The 13,361-nt window shown below is 64.1% G+C and carries 14 protein-coding genes; 5 read left to right on the top strand and 9 right to left on the bottom strand.

What is annotated here, in order from left to right:
- Positions 1-159: 159 nt before the first annotated feature.
- From XH79_RS32750 to XH79_RS32730, 5 genes are all read right to left on the bottom strand, one after another.
- Positions 160-1,332: a fumarylacetoacetate hydrolase family protein gene (locus XH79_RS32750; protein WP_271584342.1), complete on the bottom strand. Its 1,173-nt coding sequence runs from the start codon at positions 1,330-1,332 to the stop codon at positions 160-162.
- Between the two features lie 133 nt (positions 1,333-1,465).
- Complete coding sequence (locus XH79_RS32745; protein ID WP_271584341.1) at positions 1,466-2,443, bottom strand: HEAT repeat domain-containing protein; 978 nt, start codon at positions 2,441-2,443, stop codon at positions 1,466-1,468.
- Positions 2,444-2,445: 2 nt separating this feature from the next.
- The gene (locus XH79_RS32740) at positions 2,446-2,679 is read right to left on the bottom strand and encodes a 4Fe-4S dicluster domain-containing protein (protein ID WP_008141081.1); all 234 of its coding nucleotides are present in this window, start codon (positions 2,677-2,679) and stop codon (positions 2,446-2,448) included.
- A 31-nt stretch (positions 2,680-2,710) separates the two neighbouring features.
- Positions 2,711-4,453, bottom strand: coding sequence for a fumarate reductase/succinate dehydrogenase flavoprotein subunit (locus XH79_RS32735; RefSeq protein WP_271584340.1), 1,743 nt, complete (start codon positions 4,451-4,453; stop codon positions 2,711-2,713).
- A gap of 102 nt (positions 4,454-4,555) precedes the next feature.
- The gene (locus XH79_RS32730; RefSeq protein ID WP_271584339.1) at positions 4,556-5,329 is read right to left on the bottom strand and encodes a ferredoxin--NADP reductase; all 774 of its coding nucleotides are present in this window, start codon (positions 5,327-5,329) and stop codon (positions 4,556-4,558) included.
- 194 nt (positions 5,330-5,523) lie between these two features.
- Here XH79_RS32730 and XH79_RS32725 point away from each other — a divergent pair, with 194 nt between their 5' ends.
- From XH79_RS32725 to XH79_RS32705, 5 genes are all read left to right on the top strand, one after another.
- Positions 5,524-5,829, top strand: a complete 306-nt coding sequence (locus tag XH79_RS32725) for a gamma-butyrobetaine hydroxylase-like domain-containing protein (protein ID WP_271584338.1) — start codon at positions 5,524-5,526, stop codon at positions 5,827-5,829.
- A 226-nt stretch (positions 5,830-6,055) separates the two neighbouring features.
- Positions 6,056-6,829 (top strand): Crp/Fnr family transcriptional regulator, encoded by a 774-nt coding sequence (locus XH79_RS32720; protein ID WP_271584337.1) that lies wholly within the window; start codon positions 6,056-6,058, stop codon positions 6,827-6,829.
- Positions 6,830-7,010: 181 nt separating this feature from the next.
- Positions 7,011-8,432 carry an ABC transporter substrate-binding protein gene (locus XH79_RS32715; RefSeq protein WP_271584336.1) on the top strand — a complete coding sequence of 474 codons (1,422 nt, stop codon included), beginning with the start codon at positions 7,011-7,013 and terminating at the stop codon, positions 8,430-8,432.
- Positions 8,429-9,331, top strand: coding sequence for an ABC transporter permease (locus tag XH79_RS32710; RefSeq protein WP_212344101.1), 903 nt, complete (start codon positions 8,429-8,431; stop codon positions 9,329-9,331). The genes XH79_RS32715 and XH79_RS32710 overlap by 4 nt, the downstream gene beginning before the upstream one ends.
- On the top strand, positions 9,328-10,200 hold the full coding sequence (locus XH79_RS32705; RefSeq protein ID WP_271584335.1) for an ABC transporter ATP-binding protein: 873 nt from the start codon (positions 9,328-9,330) through the stop codon (positions 10,198-10,200). The genes XH79_RS32710 and XH79_RS32705 overlap by 4 nt, the downstream gene beginning before the upstream one ends.
- 141 nt (positions 10,201-10,341) lie before the next feature.
- On the opposite strand, the gene XH79_RS32700 is transcribed toward XH79_RS32705, so the two are convergent.
- From XH79_RS32700 to XH79_RS32685, 4 genes are all read right to left on the bottom strand, one after another.
- A complete protein-coding gene (locus XH79_RS32700) occupies positions 10,342-11,400 on the bottom strand; it encodes a YeiH family protein (protein ID WP_271584334.1) in 1,059 nt (352 codons plus the stop codon).
- A 111-nt stretch (positions 11,401-11,511) separates the two neighbouring features.
- Positions 11,512-11,730 carry a hypothetical protein gene (locus tag XH79_RS32695; protein ID WP_018647704.1) on the bottom strand — a complete coding sequence of 73 codons (219 nt, stop codon included), beginning with the start codon at positions 11,728-11,730 and terminating at the stop codon, positions 11,512-11,514.
- Positions 11,731-11,894: 164 nt separating this feature from the next.
- Positions 11,895-12,608: an ABC transporter ATP-binding protein gene (locus tag XH79_RS32690; RefSeq protein WP_271584333.1), complete on the bottom strand. Its 714-nt coding sequence runs from the start codon at positions 12,606-12,608 to the stop codon at positions 11,895-11,897.
- A complete protein-coding gene (locus XH79_RS32685; protein WP_271584332.1) occupies positions 12,605-13,360 on the bottom strand; it encodes an ABC transporter ATP-binding protein in 756 nt (251 codons plus the stop codon). Before XH79_RS32685 ends, XH79_RS32690 begins: the two co-directional genes overlap by 4 nt.
- Position 13,361: the final 1 nt, after the last annotated feature.

The following is a 13,361-nucleotide window of genomic DNA, read 5'->3' as shown; positions in this document are numbered from 1 at the left end:
TGGCGCGATGCAAAAGCATCGCGCCGGGAGCCTCGAAGGATGAACGGCCGAGATGCAGCCGGACCGTCGCCCTTCGAGGCTTGCTCTGCAGCGCTGCGCGCAGCAGAGCGCACACCTCAGGGTGACGGGGAGAGATAAGCGCGGGGAGAGGGGAAGAAACTAGATCAGCTTCCGCTGCGCCAGGTTCTTCATCAGCGCGCCGATGCCGAACGTCCAGGGTTCGCACTCGTCGCTGGTGCGCATGCGGTTGACGAGCTTGCCGAGCTCGGGCGCTGCGATCGTGACGATATCGTCGCGCTTGTGTGTAAAACCCTGCCCCGGCGCATCGCGATCCTTGACGGGTGCGAACATCGTGCCGAGGAAGAGCACGAAGCCATCGGGGTATTGATGGATCTTGCCGATGGTCTGTTCGACGAGATCGGTCGGATCGCGGCTGATCTTGCTGATCGAGGAATGGCCGTCGAGGACGAAGCCGTCCGTGCCCGTCACGTTCAGGCTGATGTCGAGCTTACGTGCGTCGTCGAGCGTGAAGCTGTCGTCGAACAGCCGCAGCAGCGGGCCGATCGAGCAGGAGGCGTTGTTGTCCTTGGCCTTCGACAGCAGCAGCGCCGAACGGCCCTCGAAATCGCGCAGGTTGACGTCGTTGCCAAGCGCGCCGCCGACGATCTTGCCGCGGCTCGACACGAACAGCACGAGCTCGGGCTCGGGGTTGTTCCAGGTCGATTTCGGATGCAGGCCGGCATCCATGCCGGTGCCGACCGAGGACATGGTCGGCGCCTTGGTGAAGACCTCGGCGTCGGGGCCGATGCCGACTTCGAGATACTGGCTCCAGGCGTTCTGGTCGATCAGCACCTGCTTCAGATGCATCGCCTGGTCCGAGCCCGGCTTGAGCTTGGAAAGATCGTCGCCGATCAGGCGCGTCACTTCCTTGCGGATCGCTTCGGCCGAGGCCGGATTGCCCTTGGCGCGCTCCTCGATCACACGTTCCAGCATCGAGATGGCGAAGGTGACACCGGCGGCCTTCAAGGTCTGGAGATCGACGGGCGCGAGCAGCCAGGGCTTCCTGGGATCGCGGCCGTCGGGCGCGGTGTTGGCAACAATGCCTTCGAGATCGCCGATGCGTTCGCCCTTGACCGCGGCAAGCGCCTTGGCCGGGTTGTCCTCTTCGCAGAGCGCGCTGACCGTCGGGAATTTTGCGGTGACGTCGAAGACGCCGTCGGCGCGCACGGCGACCACAGCCGGGCCATTGACCTGCGGCAGCCAGACGCGGCCGACCAGCGTCCCCTTCGTTCCATCTTCGGGGAGAAGGTCTTTAACGGACAATGTCGTCATGGCCGGCGTCCTCGCTGTTTTTCGGACCAGCCGCGTTCGAAAGCGGCCGGTCCCATTGGCGAAGACCAATAAACGTCTGGCGGGGGAAGTCCAGAGCGGCAGGATGCCCCTCTGCTATGCCCTGCCCGGGCCTTTATGCGCCTGCGCGCGCCTTGCGCGCCGCAATCTGTTGCAGCGCCCAGCGCGCGTTCTTGCGGACATCTGGGTCGGGATCGTCGGCGATCACGGCCAGGAACGCCTCGCCGTCGGGATGGGCGATCTCGCCGAGCGCAGCGGCCGCTTCTTTGCGCAAATTCGCCTGGTCGTGATTGATGCAATTGCCGATCGGGCGCACCGCGCGCTCGATCTTCATCTTGCCGAGGCTGCGGATCGCCTTCAGCCGCACCTGCCAGAACTCGTCGGCGAGGCACGCGACCAGTTGATCGGCGGCGAGCGAACCGTTGACGTTGAGCCCGAGCGTTTCCGCCGCCATCTCGCGGACCATCCAGTCGGCATCCTTCAGCGCACGCGTGATGGTCTCGGCCGCCGGCTTCATCTGCGAGAACGCCAGCGCGCTCACGGCGGCACGGCGCACATGGGCGTCGGGATCGTTGATCAGCGCGGTCAGCGCGGGGATGGATTCTTCCAGCTTCAGAAAGCCGATCACGCCGATCGCCTGCACGCGCACGGCGGCATCAGTATCCTGGAGCGCTTCCAGCGCGGGCTTCAGCGTATCCTTGCAGCGCAGCTCCTTCAGCGCGCGCAGAGCGCCCATGCGAACGAAGGCATGGGCATGCTTCACCAGCGGCAGGATGATTGCCGCACAAGCGGGATCCTTGAACGCGGCCATGCTGTCGGCCGCCGCCGCCGCGACGATCCTCTCGGGATCAACCAGCAACTTGACGAGCGCGCTCGCAACCTCCGGGCCATCGAATTCGCCGAGCGCCATCGCGACCTGCTGGCGCACGCCGGCATCGGGATCGGTTACGATATTGGCGAGATGGCCGACTGCGGCGGGATCGCCGGAATGGCCGAGCGCAATGATGGCGACGCGGCGCTCGGCGGGATCGGCGGCCTGAAGCCGCTCGTCGGCGTCTTCGAGATCGTCGTAGGATTCGAACGGGCTCGACATGATCACCTCAACAGATAGGGAATGTTGACGGTGACGGCGCCGGTCGGGCAATCGGCCTCGCAGGGCATGCAGTACCAGCATTCGTCATAGGCCATGTAGGCCTTGCCCGTCATGTCGCTGATGCGCAGCACATCGAGCGGACAAACGTCGACGCAGACGGTGCAACCCTTGTCGGCGATGCATTTGGCATCATCCACGACCACCGGAACCGATGTCTGATAGGACGCGAGAGGCATGTGATGTCTCCTGTTGTTCTGTTGCGGTGGATCAGGCGGTGGCGCGGATGCGCTGCTTGTCGTAGAGGTCCTTCTCGTCGTCCGCGATCGGGACGACATAGGGCTCCACCGCGCGCTTCTCGCTGGTCATCTTGCCGTCCCGCTTGCTCAGCAGCGTGTGGCAGAACCAGTTCTCGTTGTCCTTCTCCGGAAAATCCGTACGCCAGTGATAGAGGCCCCAGCGGCTCTCCTCGCGGTACAGCGAGGCATGCACCGCCATGTCGGCGCAGTCCATGATCGACTGCACTTCCAGCGCGCGGAGCAGCTCGTGTGCATTGCGCGCGATCATGTGCTCCTGCATGTCCTGCCGCGTCTCGGCGAGGCGGCGCATGCCGAGCTCGTATTTGCGCGTGACCTTTGGCGGCTGGAGATAGTCGTTGACGAGGCGACGGGTCTTGTACTCGACCTGGTTCGGCGGGATGCCGTCCTCGCGCTTGGTCGGGGCCAACACGCGGTCGCGCTCCCTGGCGACATCGGCGGCGTCGAACTCGGCAAAGTCGTGGCTGTCGGCGAATTCCATCGCGTCGATGCCGGCAACCGAACCGTTGGTGAAGGCGCCGAGCATGTAATTGTGCGGCACGCTCGCCATGTCGCCGGCGGCATAAAGGCCCGGCACGGTGGTGCGGGCATTGTCGTCGACGAACACGCCGGACGCGCTGTGGCCGGAGCAGAAGCCGATCTCGGAGATGTGCATCTCGATCGACTCGCTGCGGTAGTCGACGCCGCGTCCCTGCTGGAACAGACCCCGCGTCGGACGCTCGACCTTGTGCAGCGTGGATTCGATCTCGGAGATGGTGTCGGGGTGCAGATGCTTGAGCTGGAGGAACACCGGGCCCTTGCCGGAGAGGAGCTCGTTGTAGAACTCCAGCATCATCTGACCGGACCAGTAATCGCATTCGATGAAGCGCGAGCCTTCGTTGTTCGCAGTATACGCGCCGAAGGGACCCGCAACATAGGCGCAGGCCGGGCCGTTATAGTCCTTGATCAGCGGGTTGATCTGGAAGCATTCGAGGTTCGCGAGCGCGGCGCCGGCGTGATAGGCCATGGCGTAACCGTCGCCTGAATTGGCCGCATTCTCATAGGTGCCGAACATGTAGCCCGAGGTCGGCAGACCCAGGCGGCCGGCCGCGCCCATGCAGAGGATCACGGCCTTGGCCTTGATCACCAGGATCTCGGCGGTGCGGGTGTTGACGGAGATCGCGCCGGCGATGCGGCCGTCGCTCGATTTCAGCAGCCGAGTCGCCATGTAGCGGTTGGAGATCAGGATGCGGGCGCGGCGGAGTTGGCGGTAGAGCGCCTTCTTCACGGTCTCACCGTTCGGCATCGGCAGCACATAGGTGCCGATGTGGTGCACCTTCTTGACGGCGTAGTCGCCGTTCTCGTTCTTCAGGAAGCGGATGCCGAAACTGTCGAGCTCCTCGATGATCTTGTAGCAGTTCTGGGCGTATTTATAGACCGCCTTCTGATCGACGATACCGTCATTGGCGATGGTGATTTCCTTGGTGTACTGCTCCGGCGTCGCATAGCCGGGGATGACGGCGTTGTTGAGCCCGTCCATGCCCATCGAGATCGCGCCGGAGCGCTTGACATTGGCTTTTTCGAGCAGGACGACATTGGCCTTCGGGTTCTTCAGCTTCGCCTTCAGCGCCGCCATCGGGCCGGCCGTGCCGCCGCCGATCACCAGCACATCGCAGGAAACCTCCGAAAGTCCGTCGACGATCTGATCTAGTGCCATCACTTGCTCCTGGTTCGCCGATCCCCGGCGCCTTTGCATCAGATTTGTTCAGTCGGCTTCCCGGCGATAGCAATTAGTTGTCGCCGGGATACGATTTGCGCCTCAGCGCTCGACGAAGGCCTTTTCGATGACGAAATGGCCGGGCTGGCTGTGATTACCCTCGACAAAACCGCGCGCGGCGAACATCGCGTGCAGCTCCTCCAGCATTCCCGGGCTGCCGCAGAGCATGATGCGGTCGGTCTCGATATCGAGGCCGGATTGGCCGATATCGTCGAACAGCTGGCCCGTGGCGATCAGGTCGGTGATGCGGCCGCGATTGCGGAACGGCTCGCGGGTGACGGTCGGGTAGTAGACAAGCTTGTCGCGGATCAAGGGGCCGAAGAACTCGTGGTTGCGCAGGCCCTCGACGACATGTTCGCCATAGGCGAGCTCGGAGACCTGGCGGCAGCCATGGGCGAGCACGATGGTCTCGTAGTTCTCGTAGACGTCGGGGTCCTTGATCAGGCTGGCGAAGGGCGCGAGGCCCGTTCCGGTCGAGAGCAGCAGGAGGCGTTTTCCGGGAATGAGGTTGCCGGTGATCAGCGTTCCCGTCGCCTTGCGGCCGACCAGGATGATGTCGCCTTCCCGGATCTTCTGGAGGCGCGAGGTCAGCGGGCCGTCCTGCACCTTGATCGAGAAGAATTCGAGCGCCTCCTCGTGATTGGCGCTGGCCATGCTGTAGGCCCGCATCAACGGCTTGCCCTCGACCTCCAGTCCGATCATCGCGAACTGGCCGTTCTGGAAGCGGAAGCCTGGATCGCGCGTCGCGGTGAAGCTGAACAGGGACTCGGTCCAGTGGCGAACCGACAAAACCGTTTCCTTCTGAAATGCGCTCATGATCTCTCCTTGTCGATGACGTCAAGGTTTCGGAGAGCGGAGAGTCCGGCAATTCGGAAGTGTCATTCCCGGTCGATTAGTTTCACATTTCGCAGCCGGTGATCGAAGAGCAGGCACCCCATCACGCTCGCGCCGGCAATTAGTTGCTATTCGCACGAAGCCGCTCGGGCGTAGAGAGAAGCCGGAGGTTCGTCATGACCATGACCGCATTGGTGGCACCGACCGTGGCCGACTACGAAGCCAGCGCCGATCTCGCCTCGCTCCTCGTCCGCACCACGCAGGACGATGTGCTGAGCGTCCCTGCCGAAACACTCCGCCTCTCCTGCAAATGCGCCCACTGCACCCGCGCCCGTTTCGACGGCCGCTTCCCGGAAGCATTCCCGGGGATTGCGATCACCGAGATCGGCGATCTCGGCTACGGGCTGAACATCGCGTTTTCGGACGGCCATAACAGGGGGATTTATCCGAAGGCGTATTTGCTGAGCCTGGCTGGGCGCTGACCAGTATTCGGTGTCATGCCCCGGCTTGACCGGGGCATCCAGTACGCCGCGGCCTTTCCGTAACCCATTGCTGTCTCTGGAATACTGGATCGCCCGGTCAAGCCGGGCGATGACAGCGGAGTGAATGGCGCGGGGCTGCCACATGCTCGCCTACGTGCGAGGCCCACCCCATCTGGCACGGACATTGCTCCTCTTTAGAACGATTTGAACGTTCCGGAGGCAGGTGATGTTGCAAGCGGCCAATGCGTTTCGCGGGGCTGTTCCCCCGGCAGTCCGGCCTGCGGGCAGTTCCTCGCTGCTGCTCACCGAGAACCAGCAATGGATCGGCGGTCCACCACCGTTGATGGACAAGCTCTCGCGGCGCGAGCGGGAGTTGGTGCTGAAGCAGGGCCGGCGAAAGGTGCTCAATCGCGGCCAGACGTTGTTCAGCCAGGGCGGCAAGCATGACGGCATCTGGCTGATCGAGAGCGGCCGCATCCGCGTGTTCTACACCTCGCCGCTCGGGCGCGAGATCACGCTCGCCTATTGGCATGTCGGCAATTTCGTCGGCGGCCCCGAGGTGTTCGAAGGCACCGTGCATCAATGGTCCGGCGTCGCATCCAGCAATTGCAGCGTCGTGCATCTGCCCGGAAAGGAACTGCGGTCCCTTGCCGCAGAGATCCCCAACCTCGCCATCGGCCTGATCGAAGGGCTGACCTTCAAGGGCAAATGCTATTCGGCCCTGGCCCAGATGCTGGGAACGCGCTCGATCACGCAGCGCCTTGCGCATCTGTTGCTGCATCTCGTCGAGCTCTACGGCGTCGAGGACGCCGACGGCACCGTGATCGCGGCGGCCTTCACCCATGCCGACATCGCCCACATGGTCGGCGCCACCAGGCAATGGGTCACGATCAGCCTGAAGCGGATGCAGGAGAAGGGAATCGTGGTGACCAAGCGGTCGCAGATCGTGGTGTGCCGGACCGACGTGCTGGAGGAGATGCGCGGCCAGGCCTCGGACTAACGGGGCTCACGACCACGGCCGATGCACAGGCAAGCGGCTTTATAGTGCAGGATTGCCCAAGGAGTATGCAATCAGCTTTTCCCGGCAACTAATCGACTGCGGCGGCCACTCCGGATTTGCCCTGCCGGTGCCCTCACCCAATCATGGCAACCACAGCACATCCAACCGAATGAGGATGAGAATGGTCCGCCATCTTCCCACGCTCTCGATCGCGATGTCGGTGACGTCGCTGGCGCTACTCGTCACGCAGCCGGCTTCGGCGGAGACCGTCACGCTCGGCATCGGAACGCAGGACACCACCACCAACACGGTGACCGCGGGCGTCGTCATCCGCCAGTTGCATCTGCTCGAGAAATACCTGCCGAAGGAGGGCAAATACGCCAACATCAAGTTCGAGCTGGAGTGGCAGAACTTCACCTCCGGTCCGCCTGTCACCAACGCGATGATGGCGAACAAGCTGCAGATCGGCATGATGGGCGACTATCCGCTGATCGTGAACGGCTTCACCTTCGAGAGCAATCCGGAGAGCAAGAGCCGCCTGATCGGCGTCGCCGCCTACAGCCTTTCCGGCTCGGGCAACGGCCTCGTCGTCCACAAGGACTCGCCCTATTACGATCTCGCCGATCTCAAGGGCAAGCTCGTCAGCGTGCCCTTCGGCTCCGCCGCGCACGGCATGGTGCTGAAGGCGATGCAGGATCGCGGCTATGCGTCCGACTTCTTCCAGCTCGTCAGCCAGAGCCCCGAGGTCGGCTCGACCAACCTGCAGGAGAAGAAGATCGACGCGCATGCCGACTTCGTCCCCTTCGCCGAGCTGCTGCCGTTCCGCGGCTTTGCACGCAAGATCTTTGACGGCGTCGAGACGAACCTGCCGACCTTCCACGGCATCGTCGTCCGCACCGACTTCGCCGAGAAATATCCGGAGGTCGTCGTTGCCTATTTCAAGGCGGTGATCGCCGCCAACCAGTGGCTGCGCGACGATCCGAAGCTGGCCGCGGAAAAGATCCAGGAATGGACCGGCATCAGCAAGGAAGTCGTCTACATCTTCCTCGGCCCCAGCGGCAACATGACCACCGATCCCACGATCAAGCCGGCGCTCATCGATGCGGCCGCAACCGACGTCAAGGTTCTGCAGAATCTCGGCCGCATGAAGGAGTTCGATCCGAAGAAATGGGTCGACGACAGCTATGTCCGCAAGGCCTATGCCGAGATGAAGCTCGACTATGACGCGCAGCTGGCCAGCACGAAGAATTACGAGATCTCGGGCGAAGACGCCTTCTGCAAGAAGCCGATCGCAGATCCGCGCAAGGCCGGCGAGGTCTGGGTGGATGAGGCCGGCATCATGCCCTTCTCGTCAGCCAGCTGCACGCTCGGTGCCTATGCCGACTTCAAGGCCAAGGGCAAGAAGATCAACGTCGCCTATGTCTTCGACACCACGCGCGGCATCAAGCTGTTCGCAGACCAGGCCTTCTTCGCGGTCGGCAATGGCGATGTCGCGCCGTTCCTGCTGAAGAAGGACGCCGAAGCCTATGCAGCCAAGATCGGCGGCAAGGTGCTCGGCTTCGATGACGCCGTGAAGGCGGCCGTCGGTGGAGGCAAGACGTGAGCAGTCCCGCGCTGGTCAGACATCCCGAGGACAACATGCCGGCAATTGCAGAGGCGGGCCCTGTGCCCGCCGTCACGCCGCCCGCAACGCCCCCTTCCTTCGGCACGCTTGCGCTGCGCTGGTACCGGCTCAACCAGGGCCGGCTGCGTGCGACCGCGATCGGCATCGCCTCCCTGATCGCGTTCCTGCTGGTCTGGCACCTGCTCACGACCTATCGCGTCGTGTTCTTCGTGCGCTTCACCAACGTGCCCTCGCCGCTCGCGGTCTATGCCAGCTTCACCAAGGCGATGCACGATCCCAAGTTCCTGATGCATATCCTGCTCAGCTGCCGGCGCATCTTCATCGGCTTCTCGCTGGCGGCCATCGTCGGCGTGCCGCTCGGCCTGATCATGGGCCGCTTCAAGCTGGTGCACGAGATCATCTTCCCGGTCGCGGAAGTGCTGCGGCCGATCCCGGCGATCGCCTGGGTGCCGATGGCGATCATGCTGTGGCCGACCAACGAGCAGAGCATCGTCTTCATCACCTTCCTCGGCTCGTTCTTCCCGATCCTGGTCAACACGCTGCACGGCATGTCGCTGGTCGATCCCGTGCTGGTGCGCGCCGCGCAATGCCTCGGCGCACGCGAGCGCTCGATCTTTCGCGAGGTGTACTTCCCGGCCTCGCTGCCGCACATCTTCACCGGCCTCACCGTCGGCATGGGCGTCGCCTGGGTGTCGCTGATCGCCGCCGAGATGATCTCGGGCCAGTACGGCATCGGCTATTTCACCTGGGAAGCCTATTCGCTGGTCCAGTATGCCGACATCGCGCTCGGCATGATCGCGATCGGCGTGCTCGGACTCGGATCGAGCCTGTTGATCCGCGGCGCCGGACAATTGGTGATGCCGTGGAGGTCGACATGAGCGAGATGCTTGCGAACACGTCGAAGGGCCACATCGAGGTCAAGAATTTTTCCCTCGCCTACGAGACGATCGAGGGACCGGTCCAGGCCGTCACCGACACGCAGATCCATGTGAAGCCCGGCGAGTTCGTCTCGATCGTCGGACCCTCGGGCTGCGGAAAATCGACGCTGCTCAATGCAGTCGCCGGCTTCCTTAAACCCACAACGGGGATCGTCACCGTCGACGGCGAGCGCGTCAACGGCCCCAGCGCCGAGCGCGGCATGGTGTTCCAGCAATACTCGCTGTTTCCCTGGAAGACCGTGCGGGAGAACGTCGAGTTCGGCTTGAAGATGCGCGGCATGCCGCGCTCGCAGCGCGAGCGCGCCGCGCGCACGCTGCTGGGCCTCGCTGGCCTCGAGGCGTTCGAGAAGCATTATCCGGAAAAGCTCTCCGGCGGCATGAAGCAGCGCGTCGGCATCGTGCGGGCGCTCGCCACGGGGCCAAAGGTGCTGCTGCTGGACGAGCCCTTCGGCGCGCTCGATGCGCAGACGCGCGTCATCATGCAGCAGATCCTCACCAACATGTGGCAGCGGCTGAAGATCTCCGTGCTGTTCGTCACCCACGACATCGACGAAGCGATCTTCCTGTCGGACCGCGTCTACTGCATGACCGCGCGTCCGGGCTCCATCAAGGCGGAGATCCCGATCCCGCTGGAGCGGCCGCGGCAGCAATCGATGATGATGTCGTCGGAGTTTTTGGCGCTGCGCCGCGGGCTGATGTCACTGATCCGAGAGGAGAGCCTGAAGGCGATGGGCGGCGAGATCAACGACATGGGCATGCAGGGGCTGAACATCGAGCTGCACGGACATTCGCTGGCGGATGTGATCTGATTTACCCGACCCGCTAACGGCGATGACGGTCTCGTAGGGTGGGCAAAGCGAAGCGTGCCCACCATCCTCACCTCGAATGCGGATGCATGGTGGGCACGGCGCTTTCGCGCCTTTGCCCACCCTACGGCAGTTTTGCCCTGATCATTTGAACCAATGCACCAGCGCGATGCTGATCCCGAGCAGCAGTATCAGCGACAGCGTCACGGCGGCCGTCACCCGGCCGCCGACATTCGCGAGCACGCGCACATCGACGCCGAGCCCCAGCGCCGCCATCGAGACCACCGTGAGAAAGCTGGTGATCTTCGTCACGGGGCCAACCACCGTGGCCGGCACGATCTCTAGGGAACGCAGCGTCGCGAGCGCGAGGAAGCCGAGGATGAACCAGGGGACCAGGCGGAAGAAGCCGACACTGGTCTTCTTGGCGTCGGCCTGCCAGCGCGAGGCGACCAGCGAGAGGCCGACGACGACGGGCCCGAGCATCAAGACGCGCATCAGCTTCACCAGCGTGCCGATCTGGGTCGAGACGAGGCCGGCCGGCACCGTCGCCGCAAGCACCTGTGGCACCGCGTAAACGGTGAGGCCGGCGAGGATGCCGTATTGCGTGGCGGACAGCTGCAGCAGCGGGATCAGCAGCGGCAGGCCCAGCACCATCATCACGCCGAGGATGGCGGTGAAGGAGATCGAAGATGCGATCTCGTCGTTGTTGGCGCCGATGATGGGCGCCACCGCGGCGATCGCGGAGTTGCCGCAGATCGAGTTGCCGCAGGCGATCAGGATCGAGAGGCGCGTCGACAGGCCGAGCAGCCGGCTGAGGCCGAAGGAGACGCAGAGCGCGACCACGACGACCGCGGCGATCGACGCGAGCAGCGCGATGCCCGAAGCCGCGATCGCGGCGAAGCTGATGGAGGCCCCGAGCAGCATCACCGCGACTTCGAGCAGCTGCTTGGCGCTGAAGGCGATGCCGGCCTGCCAGCGCGGGGCCGGCTTCCAGAAGCTGCGGAGCGCCATGCCGAGCAGGATCGCCATCACCAGCGCCTCGACATAGGGGTGCTCGAACACGCCCAGTTCCGCCCGCTCCAGCAGGGCCGAGACGCCGGCGACGAGAATGCAGAGGAGGATGCCCGGAATCAACGCCGCAATGCGGCTGACGGCGGTGGCCGGCTTGGACTCGGCCGGGCTGGATGCTTGATTCTGCGACACAAATTTCTCCCGGAGGAGAAGGATTTATACGCAGCGCGACCCGATTGGGAAATATGTTTTCGACATATCAGGGCCGAGAGAAGTTCTATCCTCGGCCCGGAATAATCGGGATCAGAAGATCAGGCTTTTCGCCAGCGAGGCGACGCGGCTGAAGCCGTCATAGATGCCGGGCTCGAAGAAGGCCGCACGCGCCAGCACGATGCCGGCGACCAGCGACCAGAACAGCGTGGTGCCGGCCCGCAGCAGGAGCTTCGAGGCGCGCGATTTCGGCTGGGCGTCCGTTGCGGACACCAGCTGCTCGCCGAAGGGCTCAAATGCGGTGCGTTCCATAGCTGCCGATCCATCGATTTCTGGCAGAAATGTCGTCGTTTCGGCCCAAAACAGCAATGGAAGCGATTGGCGTTTTTACCCTCCGGAGGGGAAACTCCTTCCTCGCGGCAGCGCCACGGCAATAGTTTTCTTCTTCCGGCCTATTTGGACACCGGCGGCGCGGGCTACAGGGCCAGATAACGCCGCCGGATCGTGTCATTGGCCTTCAGCTCGTCGATCCCGGCGGCATAGACGATCTGGCCCTTGTCGATGACGGTGGCGTGGCTGGCGAGGCCCAGGCAGAAATGCATGTTCTGCTCGGCGATCAGCACGGTCGAGCCGAGCTGGCGGAGCTGCCGCAACAGCTCGCCGATCCGCTGCACGATGATCGGCGCCAGCCCCTCGCTCGGCTCGTCCAGCAGGAGCAGCGCCGGATTGCCCATCAGCGTGCGCGCGATCGCGAGCATCTGCTGCTCGCCGCCGGAGAGGCGTCCGGCGATGCGGTGGCGCAGCGGCTCCAAGAGCGGGAAGACCTCATAGATGCGCTTGATCGGCCACTCGTCCTGGCCCTCCGGCCCCTTCTTGCGACCGATGACGAGATTGTCCTCGACCGTGTGCTCCGGAAAGATCTGACGATCCTCCGGCACGAAACCGAGACCGGCGCGCGCGATCGTATGCGGCTTGCGGCCCGAGATCACCGTGCCGCGCAGGCTGACTGTGCCGCGCCGCGGCGGCGCGAGACCCATGATCGCCTTCATGGTCGTCGACTTGCCTGCACCGTTGCGGCCGAGCAGCGCCATGGTCTCGCCCTGCCGCACCGAGAGGCCGACGCCGAACAGGATCTGGCTGGTGCCGTAATAGACGTCGAGATCGGCGACTTCGATGACAGCTTCGCTCATGCGGCAGCCCCCGCATGCTCGGTGCCGAGATAGGCGTCGATCACGGCGCTATTGTTGCGGATCTCGTCGGGCGTGCCGGTGGCGAGGATCCGGCCGTAGCAGAGCACGACGATCTTCGGGGCGATCTTGAACACGATGTCCATGTCGTGCTCGATGAAGACGACGGTGATCTTCTGGCTCTCCCAGAGCTCGCGCACCTTGTCGATCATGCGCCAGCGTTCCTCCGGCCCCATGCCGGCGGTCGGCTCGTCCAGCAGCAGCACTTTTGGTTCGAGCACCAGTGCGAGCGCAATGTCGAGCAGTTTCTGGTCGCCATGCGAGAGCGTCGCCGCGGTACGGTTGCGTTTGCCGGCGAGACCCAGGAGCTCCATCACATGCTCGGCGCGGTCGCGCGTCTCGGGCAAGGGAAAGCGCTTGTGCAGCACGGCGGAGGTGCGCTGGTCGGCGCTGACGGCGGCGAGCATGGTCTCCTGCACCGTGAGCGACTTGAAGATGCTGGCGACCTGGAAGGCGCGGCCGATGCCGTGACGCACGATCTCCGGCGGCGAGCGGCCGGCGAGATCGACGCCGTCGAGCAGCACCTGGCCGGAATCCGGCTTCAACGCGCCGGTGATCAGATTGAAGAACGTGCTCTTGCCCGCGCCGTTCGGGCCGATCACCGCGGTGAGCGAGCCGTCGGGGAAATCCAGCGAGACGTCGTTGGTCGCCTTCACGCCGCCAAAGGACTTTGCGAGGTTGCGGATCTCGAGCATG

The sequence above is a fragment of the Bradyrhizobium sp. CCBAU 45389 genome, from assembly GCF_028128625.1.
GTDB classification, from domain to species: domain Bacteria; phylum Pseudomonadota; class Alphaproteobacteria; order Rhizobiales; family Xanthobacteraceae; genus Bradyrhizobium; species Bradyrhizobium liaoningense_B.
Note: the sequence above shows the minus strand (reverse complement) of the source record. Positions and strands in the feature narration are given on the sequence as shown.

Bases quoted from the DNA above. Each gene is read 5' to 3' on its own strand.
- XH79_RS32750 (WP_271584342.1), bottom strand. From the start codon at position 1,332: ATGACGACATTGTCCGTTAAAGACCTTCTCCCCGAAGATGGAACGAAG.
- XH79_RS32745 (WP_271584341.1), bottom strand. From the start codon at position 2,443: ATGTCGAGCCCGTTCGAATCCTACGACGATCTCGAAGACGCCGACGAG.
- XH79_RS32740 (WP_008141081.1), bottom strand. From the start codon at position 2,679: ATGCCTCTCGCGTCCTATCAGACATCGGTTCCGGTGGTCGTGGATGAT.
- XH79_RS32735 (WP_271584340.1), bottom strand. From the start codon at position 4,453: ATGGCACTAGATCAGATCGTCGACGGACTTTCGGAGGTTTCCTGCGAT.
- XH79_RS32730 (WP_271584339.1), bottom strand. From the start codon at position 5,329: ATGAGCGCATTTCAGAAGGAAACGGTTTTGTCGGTTCGCCACTGGACC.
- XH79_RS32725 (WP_271584338.1), top strand. From the start codon at position 5,524: ATGACCATGACCGCATTGGTGGCACCGACCGTGGCCGACTACGAAGCC.
- XH79_RS32720 (WP_271584337.1), top strand. From the start codon at position 6,056: ATGTTGCAAGCGGCCAATGCGTTTCGCGGGGCTGTTCCCCCGGCAGTC.
- XH79_RS32715 (WP_271584336.1), top strand. From the start codon at position 7,011: ATGGTCCGCCATCTTCCCACGCTCTCGATCGCGATGTCGGTGACGTCG.
- XH79_RS32705 (WP_271584335.1), top strand. From the start codon at position 9,328: ATGAGCGAGATGCTTGCGAACACGTCGAAGGGCCACATCGAGGTCAAG.
- XH79_RS32695 (WP_018647704.1), bottom strand. From the start codon at position 11,730: ATGGAACGCACCGCATTTGAGCCCTTCGGCGAGCAGCTGGTGTCCGCA.
- XH79_RS32690 (WP_271584333.1), bottom strand. From the start codon at position 12,608: ATGAGCGAAGCTGTCATCGAAGTCGCCGATCTCGACGTCTATTACGGC.
- XH79_RS32685 (WP_271584332.1), bottom strand. From the start codon at position 13,360: ATGCTCGAGATCCGCAACCTCGCAAAGTCCTTTGGCGGCGTGAAGGCG.